Origin of the sequence: Xanthomonas cucurbitae, assembly GCF_002939885.1 — a bacterium.
Classification (GTDB): domain Bacteria; phylum Pseudomonadota; class Gammaproteobacteria; order Xanthomonadales; family Xanthomonadaceae; genus Xanthomonas; species Xanthomonas cucurbitae.
The window spans coordinates 83,773-98,681 of the sequence record NZ_MDED01000006.1; the positions used below are offsets into that span (position 1 = coordinate 83,773).

General features: G+C 66.3%; 11 protein-coding genes. 6 read left to right on the forward strand and 5 right to left on the reverse strand.

Annotation, left to right across the window (positions count from 1 at the left end):
• Positions 1-49 precede the first annotated feature (49 nt).
• Both XcuCFBP2542_RS05275 and ggt read right to left on the reverse strand, forming a co-directional pair.
• Entirely contained in the window at positions 50-1,888 is a 1,839-nt protein-coding gene (locus tag XcuCFBP2542_RS05275; RefSeq protein ID WP_167526938.1) for a methyl-accepting chemotaxis protein, read from the reverse strand.
• A gap of 76 nt (positions 1,889-1,964) precedes the next feature.
• Positions 1,965-3,674: a gamma-glutamyltransferase gene (ggt, locus tag XcuCFBP2542_RS05280; protein ID WP_104602567.1), complete on the reverse strand. Its 1,710-nt coding sequence runs from the start codon at positions 3,672-3,674 to the stop codon at positions 1,965-1,967.
• Between the two features lie 641 nt (positions 3,675-4,315).
• On the opposite strand from ggt, the gene ilvC reads away from it, so the two are divergent.
• From ilvC to XcuCFBP2542_RS05305, 5 genes are all read left to right on the forward strand, one after another.
• Entirely contained in the window at positions 4,316-5,317 is a 1,002-nt protein-coding gene (ilvC, locus tag XcuCFBP2542_RS05285) for a ketol-acid reductoisomerase (RefSeq protein ID WP_104602568.1), read from the forward strand.
• Positions 5,318-5,362: 45 nt separating this feature from the next.
• Entirely contained in the window at positions 5,363-7,084 is a 1,722-nt protein-coding gene (ilvG, locus tag XcuCFBP2542_RS05290; protein ID WP_104602569.1) for an acetolactate synthase 2 catalytic subunit, read from the forward strand.
• Positions 7,068-7,325, forward strand: a complete 258-nt coding sequence (locus XcuCFBP2542_RS05295; RefSeq protein WP_104602570.1) for an ACT domain-containing protein — start codon at positions 7,068-7,070, stop codon at positions 7,323-7,325. Before ilvG ends, XcuCFBP2542_RS05295 begins: the two co-directional genes overlap by 17 nt.
• A gap of 123 nt (positions 7,326-7,448) precedes the next feature.
• Positions 7,449-8,519, forward strand: a complete 1,071-nt coding sequence (locus tag XcuCFBP2542_RS05300) for a threonine dehydratase (protein WP_249027612.1) — start codon at positions 7,449-7,451, stop codon at positions 8,517-8,519.
• On the forward strand, positions 8,516-10,078 hold the full coding sequence (locus tag XcuCFBP2542_RS05305) for a 2-isopropylmalate synthase (protein ID WP_104602572.1): 1,563 nt from the start codon (positions 8,516-8,518) through the stop codon (positions 10,076-10,078). The genes XcuCFBP2542_RS05300 and XcuCFBP2542_RS05305 overlap by 4 nt, the downstream gene beginning before the upstream one ends.
• A 543-nt stretch (positions 10,079-10,621) precedes the next feature.
• Here XcuCFBP2542_RS05305 and leuB read toward each other — a convergent pair.
• The 3 genes from leuB to leuC all read right to left on the reverse strand — a co-directional run bounded on the left by leuB (position 10,622) and on the right by leuC (position 13,911).
• Positions 10,622-11,695, reverse strand: a complete 1,074-nt coding sequence (gene leuB / locus XcuCFBP2542_RS05315) for a 3-isopropylmalate dehydrogenase (protein ID WP_104602574.1) — start codon at positions 11,693-11,695, stop codon at positions 10,622-10,624.
• Positions 11,696-11,748: 53 nt separating this feature from the next.
• Positions 11,749-12,396: a 3-isopropylmalate dehydratase small subunit gene (gene leuD, locus XcuCFBP2542_RS05320; protein WP_104602575.1), complete on the reverse strand. Its 648-nt coding sequence runs from the start codon at positions 12,394-12,396 to the stop codon at positions 11,749-11,751.
• Positions 12,397-12,471: 75 nt separating this feature from the next.
• Positions 12,472-13,911, reverse strand: a complete 1,440-nt coding sequence (gene leuC, locus XcuCFBP2542_RS05325) for a 3-isopropylmalate dehydratase large subunit (RefSeq protein ID WP_104602576.1) — start codon at positions 13,909-13,911, stop codon at positions 12,472-12,474.
• Between the two features lie 117 nt (positions 13,912-14,028).
• Between leuC and XcuCFBP2542_RS05330 the strand changes: the two genes are divergently transcribed.
• Complete coding sequence (locus XcuCFBP2542_RS05330; RefSeq protein ID WP_104602577.1) at positions 14,029-14,907, forward strand: LysR family transcriptional regulator; 879 nt, start codon at positions 14,029-14,031, stop codon at positions 14,905-14,907.
• Positions 14,908-14,909 lie beyond the last annotated feature (2 nt).

A 14,909-nucleotide genomic window follows, 5' to 3' on the forward strand; every position in this document is an offset into this window, starting at 1 on the left:
AGAACACGAAACGCGCCGCCTCCCAATGCCGGCCCGCCCGCATGCGAGGTCATTCCAGCGTATACCCCACCCGCAGACCGCCCCAGTGCTTGCGCGCCACGAAGATCGGCGCGGACAGGTCGAACATGATCTGCCCGGTGTCGCGGCGATAGACCTGCAGGCGGTACGGGTCGGTGTGTGCGCCGACGCTGCGGCCAACACGGTCGGTGAACTTGCGCTTGGTGCGGTTGCCCACCAGATCGCGCTTGGGGTCGCCGGTCAGCGGCTGGGTGAAGCGCAGGTTATGGGTGGGCACATAGCCGTCGGGATTGGCGCTGATCGCGAAGACGATCCATGGGTGTGCCTCCAGCAAGGGTTCCTGCAGAGCCGGCAGCAGTTGGTCGCACAACGCGTCGAAGTCGGTACTGAACTTGGGCGGCTCCACTCCGGGAATCGGCAGGTAGGTGCGCGCAAACAGCGCGGCCTCGTCGATCTGCCCGCGCGCGATGGCCTGCGCCAACGCCGTACCGATCTTGCCTGCGGCGGCAACCGCCAGCTCCTTGACGCGGGCATGCCGCGGCACCTGCAGCGGGTCGGCCGGCAACCGGAACAGGCCCACGCAATCGCGCAGGGTTTCCGTGCCGCGCTCCAGCGCTTCGCTGCGTTCGGCCACATGCGCGGCGTGCTGCAGATTGCTGCGGCCCAGCGCGACCACGCCATCCACCGCCTGCTCGATACCGCGAATTTCGCCATCCTGCGCCTGGATGCGCCCGGCCACCGTGGTCATCGCGGTACTGGCCTGGCCAAGCACGCGGGTGATGCCATCGAGCACCGCTTCGGTGCCGCGTGCGGAAGCCGCGCCCTCGCCTACTGCGGCGCTGGTTTCGGCCAGGATCGCGCGCACATCGCGTGCCGCCGCACCGGCACGTTCGGCCAAGCGGCGGATCTCGGTGGCAACCACGGCAAAACCGCGCCCGGCTTCGCCGGCATGCGCCGCCTCGATGCTGGCGTTGATCGAGAGAATATTGGTCTGGAACGCCACCGAGTCGATCACCTCGATGACCTCGCCGGCGCGTGCCGCCCGGCGCTCCACCTCGTGCATGGCCTGCCCCAGCGCGTGCGCGGCGGCCACACCCTGGCGCGCGCTGTCGTCGGCGCTGGCGGCCAGCGCAATCACCTGCGCCAGTTCCGCATTGATGTCCTGCAGGCTGGCCGACAGCCGCCCCACCGCGTCCCGCGCCCCATCCAGTGCGTCGGTCTGCGCCTGCGACTGGCGCACCATCTCATCGTTCTCGGCCACCAGCGGCGGCACTTCGGCGGCAATCTGCACCGACAGCGCCACTGCCTGGCGAATCGCTTCGGCCAGATTGCCGAAGCCGGCCTGCAGCCGGCGGCCCATCTCGGTCTCTCCCAGGCCGGAGGGCAGCAGTAGTTCCAGTTCGCAGCCAGCCAATGCCTGCGCAGTGCGCTCCAGCACCGTGCGGTCTTCGTGCTCGGCCTGCAGGCGCGCCACCAGCGGCTGCAACAGCGGCGAAATCGGCACCGGCCGGCTGTCTTCGGCCAGGCGGGTGGCCTCGCGCAGCAGCACGGCGGTTTCCACATGCGGCAGCGACAGCATCCAGCCGCCATGCGCGTGGTCGCGCAGATAGCGCACGCGCCGGGCCGGGTCGTCGCCCGCAGCGGCCCACACGCCTTCGTCGCCAACCAGGTTGGCGGCATCCAGTCCCCACAGCACACTGGCCGGCGCACCGATCAGATCCCTGGCGGTCTGGCCCAGCACATCCAGGCCGGCGCGATTGCAGGCCACCACGCGGGCCTCGGCCGACAGGCGCAGCAAGGCCACCGGGGCATCGGGCAGCAGGGCTGCGTGCATTTGCGAGGGCAAATCGGGCTGTTGCATCGAACTCATGGCAATGTCCTGTCCATCACTGTCGTTGGCGGCGCGCCGTGATTGCGGTCAAACGGCGCACCCATCTGCGGCCCGCTCAGTAGCCGGCCGCCTGGCCATCCTTGCGGCTTTCCGAAGCACCGTAATACACCCCGCTGGCCGCATCACGCGCAATCGCCTGATAGCCGCCGTAGGGGCCATCGGCGAAGATCACTCGGTGACCCTTGCGCATCAGCGCACGAATGGTGTCGTAGGAGTAGCCGGTTTCCAGATTGACCTCGCCACCATCGCGCATCGCGGTGGCCTGGCCGGTCGGTTCAGTGGACCCCTCGTGCTGGATGCGGGGCGCATCGCCCGCTTCCTGCAGGTTCATGTGGAAGTCCACCAGATTCATCACGATCTGCACATGGCCCTGCGGCTGCATCGCCCCGCCCATCACGCCGAAGCTCAGCCACGGTTTGCCGTCCTTGGTGACGAAGGCCGGGATGATGGTCTGGAACGGCCGCTTGCCCGGCGCATAGCCGTTGGGATGGTCCTTATTCAGCACGAACATCTCGCCACGGTCCTGCAGGATGAAGCCCAACCCCGGCGGGGCCATGCCGCTGCCCATGCCGCGGTAGTTGGACTGGATCAACGACACCATCATGCCGTCGGCATCGGCCACCGTCATGTAGATGGTGTCGCCCTCCTCCAATTGCTTGGGCGTGCCAGGCTGCACTTCCTTCAGCGCGGTCTCCATCGAGATCAGCGCGCGCCGCTGGGCGGCATAGTCCTTGGAAAGCAAGCGGGTCAACGGCGCCGGCTGGAACGCGGGGTCGGCATAGAAACGCGCGCGATCGGCGAAGGCCAGCTTCTTGGCTTCGGTGAACAGGTGCACATGTTCGGCCGAACCGAACGGAATCTTGGAGAAATCATAGCCCTCCAGGATGTTGAGCATCTGCAGCGCGGCGATGCCCTGGCTGTTGGGCGGCAATTCCCACACGTCATAGCCGCGATAGTTGGTACTGACAGGCTCCACCCATTCGCCCTGGTGGCTGGCCATGTCCTCGTAGCTCAGATACCCGCCGTTGGCCTTGAAGTAGGCGCCGATGGTGCGCGCGATCGCGCCCTTGTAGAACGCATCGCGGCCGCCGTCGGCGATCTGCTGCAGCGTATTGGCCAGGTTCGGGTTCTTCCACAGCTCGCCCTTGCGCGGGGCGCGCCCGTCGATAGTGAACTGCTCCTTGAACCCGGGATATTGCAGCAACCGCGGCACCGAGCGGTCCCAGTAATAGGCAATGGTTTCGGCCACCGGATGCCCTTCGCGGGCATAACGGATCGCCGGTGCCAGGTTCTGCGCCATGGGCTTGCGGCCGAAGCGCTCGTGCAGCGCGAACCAGCCATCCACCGCGCCCGGCACCGATACCGGCAACGGGCCGGTCGGCGGAATGTCCTTCAGCCCACGGCGCTGCAGCTCGGCCAGGGTCAGCGACTTGGGCGAACGGCCCGAGCCGTTGTAGCCGTAGAGCTTGCTGGTCTTGGGGTCCCACACGATCGCGAACAGATCCCCGCCCACCCCGTTGCCGGTGGGCTCCATCAGGCCCAGCGCCGCATTGGCGGCGATCGCCGCATCCACCGCCGAGCCACCGTTCTTCATCACCTCCAGCGCGACCTGGGTGGCCAACGGCTGCGAGGTGGCCGCCATGGCATGCGGCGCGATGACTTCCGAGCGGGTGGCGAAGGGCTGCCCGGTGATCCGGTCAGCGGCGCCAAGCGGCAGCGCCACCAGCGCCAGGGCAGACAGCAACAGAACAGGTACGCGACGCATGACAGCACTTCCCCATGGCATGACAGATGAGGTGCCAACCATACCAGCGGCCTGCGCCGTCGCGGTCGCTCGACCTCGTGTGCCGGCAGCCGCCCGCGCAACAGCGGGCCCGGGCCGGGACCCCGCTGCCTGGGTTGCGCCAGTTTCAGGGGAAACCATGCTGCTGCCACGCGGGTTTGCGCGCGCCATGCACGGCCTTCGCCCCAGTTTCAATCGCAAGGGTTGACACCTCGCTACCGACAATGGTTATCTCAGGGCCATGTCGCACCGCCACGCCAGCTCCAACGCCTTGATGTCCGCGCCCTTCGGCGCGTCGGCAGCCGCGCTCCTTGTGCTCGTACTTATTACCTCGCCAACCGGTGCGGGACGGGGCTTCGTGTAGGCAGCAGACACACAAGGCTTCGATCAGACCCCGCACCGGCAACGGCGCGGGGTTTCGCGTTTCAGGGACCGCCAAAAGTTTCGAATGACATGAACGATTTCGCTGCAATCACGACAACAGGTCATACCGGCGCATCCGGGCGTACCGGTGCCGATGGCTGTCCGCGCAATCCCGGCGCGCCTTCCCCCGTTGCTCAGCCGTCCAGTGCACGCACTGCCGGCTGATACGTTTTTCCACTGCCAACCCCCAAGGATTTTTCATGAGCAAGCACACCCAACCGAAAATCGCGATCATCGGCTACGGCAGCCAGGGCCGCGCACATGCGCTGAACCTGCGCGATTCCGGCTTCGAGGTCACCGTTGGCCTGCGTCCGGGCGGCCCCACCGAGGCCAAGGCCCAGGCCGATGGCTTCACCGTGGTGGCACCGGCCGACGCGGTCAAAACCGCCGACCTGGTCGCGGTGCTGACCCCGGACATGGTGCAGAAGAAGCTCTATGAAGAGGTCATCGCGCCGAACATGCAGCAGGGCGCCTGCCTGCTGTTCGCGCATGGCCTGAACGTGCACTTCGACATGATTACCCCGCGCGCCGATCTGGACGTGGTGCTGGTGGCGCCCAAGGGTCCGGGCGCACTGGTGCGTCGCGAATACGAAATCGGCCGCGGTGTGCCGTGTATCTACGCCGTGTACCAGGACACCAGCGGAAAGGCCGAGCAGTTCGCGCTGACCTATGCCGGCGGTTTGGGCGGCGCGCGTGCCAACATCATCAAGACCACCTTCAAGGAAGAGACCGAGACCGATCTGTTCGGCGAGCAGGCGGTGCTGTGCGGCGGTGCGTCCTCGCTGGTGCAGGCCGGCTTTGAGGTGCTGGTGGAAGCCGGTTACCAGCCGGAAATCGCGTACTACGAAGTCCTTCACGAATTGAAGTTGATCGTGGACCTGTTCTACGAAGGCGGCATCACCCGCATGCTGGAATTCGTCTCCGAAACCGCACAATACGGCGACTATGTCAGCGGCCCGCGCGTGATCGACGCCAGCACCAAGGCGCGCATGAAGGATGTGCTGACCGACATCCAGAACGGCACCTTCACCAAGAACTGGGTGGCCGAATACGAAGCCGGGTTGCCGAACTACAGCAAGTTCAAACAAGCCGATCTGGAACATCCGATCGAAGAAGTGGGCAAGAAGCTGCGCGCCAAGATGGTATGGCTCAACGGTGAGCAGCAGGCCGCTGCCGCACCAGCGAACCAACAAGCGGCGTAACTGCCGCCGCATCCCCCACCGCTTAACACCGAAGGTCCGCAACGCATGAACACCTCCGCACACAGCACGCCCCGCAATGGCGCGCGCTGGCTGACGCAGGCCCTGGAAGCCGAGGGCGTGGAAACGCTGTTCGGCTATCCGGGCGGCACCATCATGCCGTTCTACGACGCCCTGGTGGATTCCAGGCTCAAGCACATCCTGGTGCGCCACGAACAGGGCGCTGCCCTGGCCGCCAACGGCTACGCCCGTGCCAGCGGCCGGGTCGGCGTGTGCGTGGCCACCTCCGGCCCGGGCGCCTCCAACCTGGTCACCGGTATCGCCGATGCGATGCTCGACTCGGTGCCGATGATCTGCCTGACCGGCCAGGTATCGACGCCGCTGCTGGGCACCGACGCGTTCCAGGAACTGGACGTGTTCGGCATGACCATGCCGATCGTCAAGCACAGCTTCCTGGTACGCAGCGTGGACCAGTTGCCGGAGATGGTGCGCGAGGCGTTCCGGATTGCACGCGAAGGACGTCCCGGGCCGGTGTTGATCGACCTGCCCAAGGACGTGCAGCTCGCCGATGCGGCGCATCTGCCAGAGCATGTGCCAGCGGCGGTGCTGCCGCCACCGGCACCGGCGGACGCGAATTTGGCCGAGGCACTGGCAGCCATTGCCAGCGCCGAACGCCCGGTGGTGTACGGCGGTGGCGGGATCGCGCTGGCCGGTGCGGTGGAAGCGTTCCGGCGCTTCGTCGAGGTCACCGGCATCCCGACCGCGCTGACCTTGCGCGGGCTGGGTGCGCTGCCGCATGGGCATGCCGATTACCTGGGCATGCTGGGCATGCATGGCACGCGCGCAGCCAATATGGCCATCCAGGAGTGCGACCTGCTGGTGGTGGTGGGCGCACGCTTCGACGACCGTGCCACCGGCAAGCTGAGCGAGTTCGCCCCGTTCGCGCGCGTCATCCATCTGGATGCCGACGCCTACGAAATTTCCAAGTTGCGCACCGCCGATGTTGCGGTGCCCGGCGATGTTGGCGTCAGCCTGAAGGCGCTGAGCGCCGCGCGGGCCAACTGCCAGGCATGGCGCACACGCTGTTTTGCCAACCGCGAAAAATTCGGTACGCGCTACGATGCGCCCGGGACCGATATCTATGCGCCGGCCCTGTTGAAGCGGCTGAGCGAAGTGGCCCCGGCCGACACCATCATCGCCTGCGATGTGGGCCAGCATCAGATGTGGGTGGCCCAGCACTGCCGCTTCAACGATCCACGCAACCACCTCACCAGCGGCGCACTCGGCACCATGGGCTTCGGCCTGCCGGCGGCGATGGGCGCGCAGTTCGCCTGCCCTGATCGCACCGTGGTACTGGTCTCCGGCGACGGCAGTTTCATGATGAACGTGCAGGAGCTGGTGACCATCGCGCGCTGCAAGCTGCCGGTGAAGATCGTGCTGCTGGACAACAGCTCGCTGGGCATGGTGCGGCAGTGGCAGGAGCTGTTCTTTGCCGAGCGCTACAGCGAGATCGACCTGTCCGACAACCCGGATTTTGCGGCGCTGGCGCAGGTGTTCGGCATCCCGGCCAGGCGCATCATCGCGCGTGGCGAGGTGGACGCCGCACTGGCCGACCTACTGGCCCAGCCTGGTCCCGGGCTGCTGCATGTCGCCATCGATGCACGCGCCAACGTTTGGCCGCTGGTGCCGCCCAACAACGCCAACAGCACCATGCTGGACAGCAATCCCGCACATGCGGCTAAGGAGACGACACATGCGTTACCGGCTTGATCTGGTGCTGAAGCCGGCCGAGGGCGCCTTGGTGCGCGTGATCGGCATGACCGAGCGACGCGGCTTCCGTCTCTGTGCCATCCAGGGCGCCGCACAACCGGATGGGTCCGGCCGCTGGCACCTGCAACTGGATGTGGACAGCAGCCGTCCGCCGGAAACGCTGCGCCTGCAGTTGCAGAAGGTGTACGACTGCGAATCCGTTGCGATTACCGCGCTGGAATCGGTGGAGGCCGCCGCATGAACGCACACACCTCGCGCGATCACCATCACGCCGTCCGGAGGTCGCTTCTTCCGGATCGCTCAGGCGTGTGCCGCAATGCCTGATTCGGGCCGCCCCTCGCTGCAGGAGCCGGACGTTACCGACGTGGCGGTCAGCGTGGCCGACGTGCTGGCCGCGCAGGCACGCCTGCGCAAATATCTGTCGCCCACGCCGCTGCATTACGCCGAGCGCTTCGGTGTGTGGTTGAAACTGGAAAACCTGCAACGCACCGGTTCCTACAAGGTGCGTGGTGCGTTGAACGCACTGCTGGCCGGCCTGGAACGCGGCGACGAACGCCCGGTGATCTGCGCCTCGGCCGGCAATCATGCGCAAGGCGTGGCGTGGTCGGCGTACCGGCTCGGCGTGCAGGCCATCACGGTAATGCCGCACGGCGCACCGCAGACCAAGATCGCCGGCGTGGCGCACTGGGGCGCCACCGTGCGCCAGCATGGCAACAGCTACGACGAAGCGTTCGCCTTCGCTCGCGAGCTCGCCGACCAGAACGGCTACCGCTTCCTGTCCGCCTTCGACGACCCGGATGTGATTGCAGGGCAAGGCACCGTGGGCATCGAGTTGGCGGCGCATGCACCGGACGTGGTGATCGTGCCGATCGGTGGCGGTGGTCTGGCCTCCGGCGTGGCGCTGGCATTGAAGTCGCAGGGCGTGCGTGTGATCGGTGCGCAGGTGGAAGGCGTGGACTCCATGGCCCGCGCTGTACGCGGCGATGTGCGCGAGATCGCTCCGGTGGCTACGCTGGCCGATGGCGTCAAGGTCAAGATTCCCGGTTTTCTCACCCGCCGCCTGTGCGCAAGCCTGCTCGACGATGTGGTCATCGTGCGCGAGGCCGAATTGCGCGAAACCCTGGTGCGCCTGGCACTGGAAGAGCACGTCATCGCCGAGGGCGCCGGCGCCCTCGCCCTGGCCGCTGGTCGCCGCGTTGCGGGCAAACGCAAATGTGCGGTGGTCTCTGGCGGTAATATCGACGCCACCGTTCTGGCCACGCTGTTGTCCGAAGTGCGGCCGCGTCCGCCACGCAAACCGCGCCGTCGCAATACCGAGCGGCTGCGCAACGAACGCAGCGTCAAACCACCACCCCACGCCGCCGCTGTTTCCCATCCATCCGCAGTCGCTACAACGCCTGTCACCGCCATCGCCGTAGAGGAGTCTTCCTGGTGAACACGACCGTATCCAACCAGACCCCGCGTATCCGAATTTTCGACACCACCCTGCGCGACGGCGAGCAATCCCCCGGCTGCAGCATGACGCCCCAGCAAAAGCTGGTGCTGGCGCGCGCGCTGGATGAGCTCGGCGTGGACATCATCGAGACCTGCTTCCCGGCAAGCTCGCACTCCGACCGCGAGGCGATGGCGATGATGGGACGCGAGCTGCGCCGCCCCACGCTGGCAGTGCTGTCGCGCTGCCTGCAGGCAGATATCGAAACCTCGGCCAAGGCGCTGGAATCAGCGGCCAATCCGCGCCTGCACGTGTTCCTGTCCACCAGCCCGCTGCATCGCGAGCACAAGCTGCGCATGAGCCGCGAGCAGGTGCTGGAGTCGGTGCACACGCATGTAAGCCTGGCACGCGGCTATATCGACGACATCGAATTCTCCGCCGAAGATGCGACCCGCACCGAGGAAGATTTTCTGGCCGAGGTCACGCGCGTGGCAATCGCCGCCGGTGCCACCACGATCAATCTGCCCGACACGGTAGGCTTCACCACGCCGGAAGAAATCCGCGGCATGTTCTCGCGCTTGATCGCCAGCGTGGAAGGCGCCGACAAGGTGATCTTCAGCGCGCATTGCCACAACGATCTGGGCCTGGCGGTCGCCAATTCGCTGGCCGCCATCGAAGGCGGTGCGCGCCAGGTGGAATGCACCATCAACGGCATCGGCGAGCGCGCCGGCAATTGCGCGCTGGAAGAAATCACCATGGCACTCAAGGTGCGCGGTGCGTTCTACAACCTCGATTCGGCGATCAACACGCCCCGCATCGTCTCCACCTCGCAGTTGTTGCAGCGCCTGGTCGGCATGCCGGTGCAGCGCAACAAGGCCGTGGTGGGCGGCAATGCATTCGCGCACGAATCGGGCATCCATCAGCACGGCATGCTGCGCCATCGCGGCACCTACGAAATCATGCGCCCGGAAGACGTGGGCTGGGAATCCTCGCAGATGGTGCTGGGCCGCCACAGCGGCCGCGCCGCGGTCGAGCAGCGCCTGCGCGCACTGGGGTATCTGCTGGAAGAAGAAGAGGTCAAGCTGGTCTTCGAACAATTCAAGGCCCTGTGCGAAAAGCAACGCGTGGTCACCGATGCCGACCTGCAGACCCTGATGCAGGATGCCACCGTGCAGGAAGGCTACCGCCTGGCGTCGATGACCATCAGCGACGTCGGCAGCCGTGCCAATGCGCTGGTGGAGCTGTCCGATCCGGAAGGAAACCGCGTGGCCGAAACCGCGCAGGGCAACGGTCCGGTGGATGCCTTGTTTGGCGCGCTGGCCTCAGCCACCGGCGTGCGGCTGGAACTGGACAGCTACCAGGTGCACAGCGTGGGCATCGGTGCGGACGCGCGCGGCGAAGCCAGCCTGAGCGTGCGCCATGACGGCGTGGAATACGAAGGCACCGGCACCAGCAAGGACATCATCGAAGCCAGCGCGTTGGCGTGGCTGGACGTGGCCAATCGTCTGTTGCGTCAGCGCGAGCGTGGCGTGGTCGCCGGCAAGACAGCGGCAGTGGCGTAACGCGGCGCGAGGCGCGCGGCGTGAACGTTGCAACTTGGACGGCCAATGGAGCGATCCGCTGGCCGTTCTGGTTTCCGGGTCCCGAGGGCGCTTGCGCGCGTGCCGGCGCGGGACACGCCGCAAGTACGTCCATGTAGGCTCTTATGCGGCATCCATGCCGCATAAGGTCCCGCGCCGGCACGCACGCAAGCACCTCCGACTGCACCGATGCGCGGAGAGAAGAGCAACACCTGGATGCTGCGCGCCACGCAGAACGGACAGTACCGCTGGTCGATACGTGGATAGAGCATCGGAAGCAGCAATCGTCGTCATTCAGCAACGTAACGCTTTTCGATCGGCAGCGGCACAAGCGGGGAGCGCGCTGTCGTGCCCGGCGGCGGGACCGTGTGGCGGCATGGATGCCGCCACCGAGCCTCCATAGATGGGATTTACGGCGTGTCCCGCCGTCGGGCGCGACAGCGCGCATCGATAGCAACGCAGACGCGAAAGCGGCCATCGCCCGGGGAACGATGGCGGCCGCCAACTCGACAAAACGATAAATCCTTACAGCGCAGCCACCACCGCATCGCCCATCGCCACCGTACCCACCTGATTGGTGCCTTCCGACCAGATATCGGCCGTGCGCAGGCCCTGGTCGAGCACCTTGCCGACTGCGTGCTCGATCGCATCGGCGGCGGCGGCCTGGGCGAAGGTGTAGCGCAGCATCATTGCCACCGACAGGATGGTGGCCAGCGGATTGGCGATGCCCTTGCCGGCGATATCCGGCGCCGAGCCATGGCACGGCTCGTACATGCCCTTGCTATTGGCATCCAGCGAGGCCGAAGGCAGCATGCCGATGGAGCCGGTGAGCATCGAGGCCTGGTCGGACAGGATGTCGCCGAACATGTTGTCGGTCACGATCACGTCGAACTGCTTGGGCGCGCGCACCAGCTGCATCGCGGCGTTGTCGACGTACATGTGCGATAGCGCGATGTCCGGATAGTCGCGGGCCACCTCTTCCACCACCGCGCGCCACAGCTGGCTCGACGCCAGCACGTTGGCCTTGTCGACCGAGCACAGCTTCTTGCCGCGCAGGCGCGCCATCTCGAAACCGGCCTTGACGATACGGCGAATCTCGCTTTCGCTGTATGGCAAGGTGTCGTAGGCCTGGCGCTCGCCGTTGTCCAGGGTGCGATTGCCGCGCGGCTGGCCGAAGTAGATGCCGCCGGTCAGCTCGCGCAGGATCAGCAGATCCAGACCCGAAACCACCTCCGGCTTGAGCGTGGATGCCTCGGCCAGTTGCGGATACAGCAAGGCCGGGCGCAGGTTGGCGAACAGGCCCAGCTGCGAGCGAATCTTGAGCAGGCCACGCTCCGGGCGCAGTGCCGGGTCGATGGTGTCCCACTGCGGGCCACCTACCGCGCCCAGCAGCACTGCATCGGCGGCGCGCGCGCGCTCCAGCGTTTCATCGGCCAACGGGCTGCCATATTTGTCGTAGGCGGCGCCGCCGAGTTCGTCGTACACCAGGCTGTAGCCAAGACCGTGCTGGGCGTCGATCCGCGTCAGCACCTTGACTGCTTCGGCCATGATTTCCGGGCCGATGCCATCACCGGGAAGAATCAGAATCTGCTTGCTCATGCAATCCTCGGGGGGCGGCGCCGCAGCGCCAGGGTGTCGATGGGCTGTGCTGGTCAGCGTAGCGCGGTGAACAGCCAGGGCTGCCGCACGCGATGGGCCTGCTCGAACCGGCCGATCGCGTCGGCGTCCTGCAAGGTCAGGCCGATGTCGTCCAGGCCGTTGAGCAGGCAGTGCTTGCGGAATGCATCGACCTCGAAGGCATACTCCACACCATCGGGCCGGCGCACGCGCTGCGCATCCAGGTCCACGGTGAGTTGGTAGCCTTCGGTGGCCAGGCACTGCTCGAACAGGGCATTCACCTCCGCCTCGGCCAGCACAATTGGCAGCAACCCGTTCTTGAAGCTGTTGTTGTAGAAGATGTCGGCAAAACTGGGCGCGATCACCGCGCGAAAGCCGTATTCGTCCAGTGCCCAAGGCGCATGTTCGCGCGAGGAACCGCAGCCGAAATTCTCGCGTGCCAGCAGCACGCTGGCGCCCTGGTAACGCGGGAAATTGAGTACGAACTCAGGATTGAGCGGACGCGTGCTGTTGTCGCGCCCCGGCTCGCCGATATCCAGGTAGCGCCATTCGTCGAACAGGTTCGGCCCGAAGCCGGTGCGCTTGATCGACTTCAGAAACTGCTTGGGAATGATCTGGTCGGTGTCGACGTTGGCGCGATCCAGCGGCGCCACCAGTCCGGTGTGTTGAGTGAAAGGAGTCATTGAGAGGCCGGGAATAGGGAATAGGGAATAGGGAATAGGGAATGGGCAGAGCGGGAAGCGGGACGTGGCGATTCCCTATTCCCGATTCTCGATTCCCTGCAGTTCACGCACATCGACAAAATGCCCGCTGACCGCTGCTGCTGCCGCCATCGCCGGGCTGACCAGGTGGGTGCGGCCACCGGCGCCCTGACGGCCTTCGAAATTGCGGTTGGAGGTGGACGCGCAATGTTCGCCGCTGCCCAGCTTGTCCGGGTTCATGGCCAGGCACATCGAGCAGCCCGGCTCGCGCCATTCGAAGCCGGCGTCCAGAAACACCTTGTCCAGGCCTTCGGCTTCGGCCTGCGCCTTGACCAGTCCCGAGCCGGGGACGACCAGAGCCTGCTTGATGGTGGCCGCCACCTTGCGACCCTTGGCCACCGCGGCGGCCGCGCGCAGGTCTTCGATGCGCGAGTTGGTGCACGAGCCGATGAACACGCGATCCAGGCGGATCTCGGTGATCGGCTGGTTGGCCCGCAAGCCCATGTACTTGAGCGCGCGTTCGATCGAATCGCGCTTGGTCGGGTCCTGCTCGGCCGCCGGGTCCGGCACGCGCTGGTCCACCGCCAGCACCATCTCCGGCGACGTCCCCCAGCTGACCTGCGGCTTGATGTCTTCTGCACGCAGTTCCACCACCGTATCGAAGCGTGCGTCGGGATCGGAGACCAGGGTGCGCCACAAGGCCACCGCCGCCTCCCAGTCGGCGCCCTTGGGCGCGAACGGGCGCCCCTTGACGTAGGCAATGGTCTTTTCGTCCACCGCCACCATGCCCACGCGCGCGCCGGCCTCGATGGACATGTTGCAGATGGTCATGCGGCCTTCCATCGACAGGTCGGCGATGGCGCTGCCGGCAAATTCCAGCGCGTGGCCATTGCCGCCGGCGGTGCCGATCCTGCCGATCACCGCCAGCACGATGTCCTTGGCAGTCACGCCCAACGGCAACGTGCCTTCGACACGCACCTGCAGGTTCTTCATCTTCTTGGCGATCAGGCACTGCGTGGCCAGCACATGCTCCACTTCGGAGGTACCGATGCCGTGCGCCAACGCGCCGAATGCGCCATGCGTGGAGGTGTGCGAATCACCACAGACCACCGTCATGCCCGGCAGCGTGGCGCCCTGCTCGGGGCCCACCACATGCACGATGCCCTGGCGGGTGTCGTTCATCTTGAACTCAAGGATGCCGAAATCGTCGCAGTTCTCATCCAGTGTCTGCACCTGCAGCCGCGAGACTTCGTCGGAGATCGACTCCAGCCCGCCCTGGCGCTCGGCACGGGTGGTGGGCACGTTGTGGTCGGGGGTCGCGATGTTGGCGTCGATGCGCCACGGCTTGCGTCCGGCCAGCCGCAAGCCCTCGAAGGCCTGCGGCGAGGTCACTTCATGCAGGATGTGGCGGTCGATGTAGATCAGCGACGAGCCGTCGTCGCGGCGGGCGACCTCGTGCATGTCCCACAACTTGTCATACAGCGTCTTGGCGGTCATCGCGGGGTTCCGGTTGGCGGGGGCGGCGGCCCATCTGGCTGGTTTCGATGCTAGGAGCTTGCCTTGGATAACGCAAATTCATATTGTTTATTCAAGGAATGAATTTTAGGAATGCCAATGGATCTTGCCAGCCTCGCTGCCTTCGTGGCGATCGCCGACAGCGGCAGCTTTTCGGCCGCCGCCGAGTCGCTGCACCTGACCCAACCGGCGGTCAGCAAGCGCATCGCACTGCTGGAAGCGCAGTTGTCGGCACGGCTGTTCGATCGCCTGGGCCGCCAGGTGGTACTGACCGAAGCCGGACAGGCGCTATTGCCGCGCGCCCAGCGCGTCCTTGCCGAACTGGAAGACGCCCGCCGCGTGCTGGAACACCTGGGCGCGGCAGTTGGTGGACGGCTCAGCCTAGCCACCAGCCACCACGTCGGCCTGCATCGGCTTCCTGCAGTGCTACGCAACTTCGCCGCACAGCAGCCGCAGGCGGCGCTGGACATCCGCTTCCTGGATTCGGAGTTGGCTTACGCGGCGGTGCTGCGCGGGGAAGTGGAACTGGCAGTGACCACCCTGGCGCCGGACACCCGCGCCCCGCTGCGTGCGCAGCGGATCTGGCACGACCGCCTGCAGGTGGTGGTGGCCCCCGACCACCCGCTGGCCGCGATGCGCGCGGTGGCGCTGGAGGACGTGGTGGCGCATCCGGCGGTACTGCCGGATGCGGGCACCTTCACCCATCGCATCGTTGCCGACTTGCTCGCCGCACACGGGCTTGCGCCGCGCCTGCGCATGACCACCAACTATCTGGAAACGATCAAGATGCTGGTGTCGGTGGGGCTGGCCTGGAGCGTGCTGCCCGAGCGCATGATCGACCATCAGGTCGTGGCCTTGCCGGTGGCCGATGTGGTGCTGTCGCGCGAACTGGGCTGCGTGACCCATGGTGGGCGCACCTTGTCGCGTGCCGCGCAGGCCTTCGTTGCCCTGCTGAGCGCGCAGGCCGAGCGTCCATGAGC